The sequence below is a fragment of the Okeania sp. SIO3B5 genome (assembly GCF_010692555.1).
In the GTDB taxonomy this organism is placed as follows: Bacteria; Cyanobacteriota; Cyanobacteriia; order Cyanobacteriales; family Microcoleaceae; genus Okeania.
This window is the reverse complement of sequence record NZ_JAAHHG010000742.1, coordinates 1-3,662: the sequence shown is the minus strand read 5'-3', so window position 1 is coordinate 3,662 and position 3,662 is coordinate 1. Positions and strand designations below refer to the sequence as shown.

The window sequence follows — 3,662 nt, the reverse complement described above, 5'->3', positions numbered from 1 at the left end:
CGTCCGCGCACGAGTTTCCGAGTGCCCCCCGGCAACTAATAATACTATAGCATATATTCAATTGACTTAACATAAAAATAAAAAGTCCCCTTCAAAGGGGAGGCTTTAAACCCAATTTTTCGGTAAATTTATTGGCGTTGGTGAGGAAATACTCAACACACCACCATTCATAATATCTTGATATGAAATTTGCCACCCTGACACTGGTTGACTATTGAGTAAATATGGTTCGGAATGATTACCTTTTTGGATAACAAAATCTTTGCCATTACCCAAATGTATCGTCGCTTGAGAAAAATGTAGATATCCTAAATCAAACATTGGCGTACCCGGAGTCACCTGATATAAACCCAAAGCACTGAGAATATACCAAGCTGACATTTGTCCGCAGTCTTCATTGCCTATGATGCCATCTGGTGTAGCTTTGTACATTGTAGTGAGTATTTGTTTGACATAAGCACGAGTCAGATCGTTGCGATCGACAAAATTGAAAAGATAGCAGATATGATGACTGGGTTCATTCCCGTGAGCATATTGCCCTATTAACCCTGTAATATCCGGTAGTTCATTGCCTTGACTACTATCTAGGGAAAATAGTTTTTCCAGTTGTGCTAAAAATGCTGACTTCCCACCCATGAGTTGAATTAAATCGGGAATATTGTGAGGCACAAACCAGGTATATTGCCAGGAATTCCCCTCAATAAAAGGAGACTCCCATGCTGCTGCAAAGGGATCGAAATTATCCCAACTACCATCCCTACGTTTGGGGCGCATTAATTTTTGACTCGCGTCGAATACTTGGCGGTATGCTTGAGAACGTTTTTCATAACTTTCTGCCAGACTAATATTTCTGAAAATTCTGGCAACCTGAGCGATCGCCCAATCATTATAGGCAAATTCTAGAGTCCGCGACACTGACCAATTAACATCAACATCTGAGGGAACAAAACCATAGTTACGATAGGCATTTAATTCTGGTTCTTGTCTATTCATGGTGTCGATCATTGCTCCCAATGCCCACCAATTATCATAGTTTCTCAAACCTTTGGTAAAAGCATCGACAATAACACTAATAGCATGACGACCAACCATTGTTTTGACATCTTTTTCTCCTAGTTTCCACTTTGGTAGGGAACCAACTTGGTCGTAATGTATCAACATAGATTTGATATATTCATTAGTTTCTGAAGGTTCCAGCAAAGTCATCAATGGGTGGAGAGCGCGAAATGTATCCCACAGAGAAAATAGGGTATAGTTGGTAAAGCCTCCTGCGGTATGAATGCGTCCATCTGCTCCCCGAAACCTTTTGTCTACATCCATATAAATATGTGGAGCTTTGTAAGTATGGTAGAGAGCAGTGTAGAAAATAATTTTATCTGTTTCGTTTTCAGTTTCAATATCAATTTTTGCCAGTTTCTCGCGCCAGAGTTCTTTGCTGGAGTCAACTGTTTCGTAGAATTGCCAGGTGGGAATTTCTTTGGCGAGGTTTCTTTGCGCTCCATTGATATCTACTGCAGAAATACCAATTCGTATTTTGAGATTGGAAATTTGCCCTAATTCTAGATATGATTGAATATATTTGTTATTGGCACTTTTGAGTTGATTCAGATTTTTGCCATCGGTGGAGATATATATTTTTTGCAGTGGTTTATCTATTTTGATATAAAAATAAATTCTTTGTTCGGGCGACCAACTTTGACTGATGCGACTGCCAACAATGGTGTATGGATCTAATACTTTGAGACTAGCAGAGAGAGTGTTTTCGTCTCGGCGATGAACTAAGTCTATGAGCAGGTTAACTTTAGCATTTTCGGGAAAAGTGTAGTAGTGAAAACCACTCCTTTGTTTAGCTGTGAGTTCAACTTGTATTCCTGAGTTTAACTTGACTTTGTAGTAAGCAGGAGAAGCAGTTTCCGAGTTTTTGTCAAAGCGTTCCCGATAACCAGAGTCTGGGTTTTCCAGAGTTCCCGGTTCGAGTGTCATAGTACCAATTTTTGGCAAAATTAGAATATCCCCATAGTCTGCAATACCCGTACCGCTTAGGTGAGTGTGGGAAAAACCGAGAATACTGCGATCGCTATCATAGTATCCGGAACAGGCATCCCACCCTTCGACTCTGGTATCGGGGCCAAGTACGACAAAACCATTGGGAACGCTTGCCCCTGGATGGGTGTGGCCGTGACCTCCTGTGCCAATTAGGGGGTTGGCATATTTGAGGTTGTTTGTAGTTGGAGTGTTTTTGTTAGTCATAAATTGGGGAAGGAAGTATCAACAATTAATAATTAATAATTACCTCTTCTTAAAACGGATAGGATTGACTAAAAGGATTTTTTTTTATTTTATCCCCTATCCAAGGGGAGGCTTTAAGGCGTGAATTATTAATTATTAATTATTAATTATTAATTATATCGCTATCTTCCCGTTCTTCATTTCGTGCAACGGAACCAAATATTCGGATATTGGATGCTCCATGTTGGGCCGCTAGGTGTAGAATTTCTTCCTGCTTTTGTTGTAGCATTTCTCTAATTTTCATGGTCTAAATTAGGATTTTATTTTTCAAGTAATCATACCATATTGAGCCTTAATTTACTCTCTTTGTAATACAGCTATCTACTGATTTCGATCCCCCCAACCCCCCTTTGTAAGCTATGCTTTATAAACATCTTTCTTAACATAAAACGTAGATATTATAGACAAATTATGTTGGAGACTTTAAAAGCCTTTTTCTAGAGAGAGAATGTATTTAAAAGTACATTAATCCTGGAAAAATAAGTAATTTTACTTAGATAGCATGACTATTTCTCCCTTCTCCCCTTCTCTCCGTATCCCCGTGTCTCCGCGTCTCCGTGTCCTCGTGTCTGAGGAGTTCCTTATAAGGGATAGCTTGGTAAGGGGGGCTTAAGAATTAATATTCATATCGTAACTTTATTAAAATGGTATAATATTCCCTGACTACAGGTGGCACACTGTAAAGATTTTCTTGTTTTTCAATTATGGAACGCCTACACAAAGATTGTAATGTGTTGAGTAAATCTGATGGTGAGGTTTGTGTAGTGTCTAATAGTTGCGCTAGACTAATGGGTTGATTTTTTGTTGCTAAGAGTGACAGGGTTTGTTTTTCGGTTTCCGATATGCGATCGCTCTGCTTTTGTAAAGTATCTTTTAAATCTTCTGGTAATAAGATGGCATCATCGGGCAATAATTCAATCAAATTTTCTCCGAATTCTTGAATCTGAGTTGCCACACTTTTTAACCATAAAGGGTTTCCTTGATAGAGGTGAATGAGTCTTTCCCTGTTATCAATTTCTGCCAAACCATAATCTCTGAGTATTTCTGTTGCGCTGGCAATATCTAAACCAGTCAGTTTCAATATAGGAATTGGTGTTTTTTTGCTTTTGAGTTGAGCAAGTTTAATGGGTTGTTCCCAACCTATTAATAGCAGGCAACTGTCATGGGAGAATTTTTCTCTCTGTTTGAAAAAGCAGTCATATTCTTCGTATCCTGGTTTGTACTTTCCAGCTAACTCCCCACTGCTGAAAAGGTGATGAATGTCATCCAAGACTACTAAACAACGATACTTTTGCAAATATTTGATTAGGGGTAAAGGTTTTTGTGTGTTTTGGAGTGAGTTTTGTTGTTGAGACTGGGAGAAAAATTGAAGA

At 38.9% G+C, this 3,662-nt stretch carries 1 protein-coding gene and 2 pseudogenes; all 3 read right to left on the bottom strand.

Annotated features, from left to right (window positions below; genetic code table 11):
* Nucleotides 1-105: 105 nt before the first annotated feature.
* Entirely contained in the window at nucleotides 106-2,250 is a 2,145-nt protein-coding gene (locus F6K54_RS41785) for a GH92 family glycosyl hydrolase (RefSeq protein WP_293090383.1), read from the bottom strand.
* Nucleotides 2,251-2,404: 154 nt separating this feature from the next.
* A pseudogene (locus F6K54_RS41780) lies at nucleotides 2,405-2,533 on the bottom strand (nucleotidyltransferase family protein); the annotation flags it as partial.
* A 372-nt stretch (nucleotides 2,534-2,905) separates the two neighbouring features.
* Nucleotides 2,906-3,662 (bottom strand): annotated as a pseudogene (locus F6K54_RS41775) (ATPase); the annotation flags it as partial.

Bases quoted from the DNA above. Each gene is read 5' to 3' on its own strand.
- F6K54_RS41785 (WP_293090383.1), bottom strand. From the start codon at position 2,250: ATGACTAACAAAAACACTCCAACTACAAACAACCTCAAATATGCCAAC.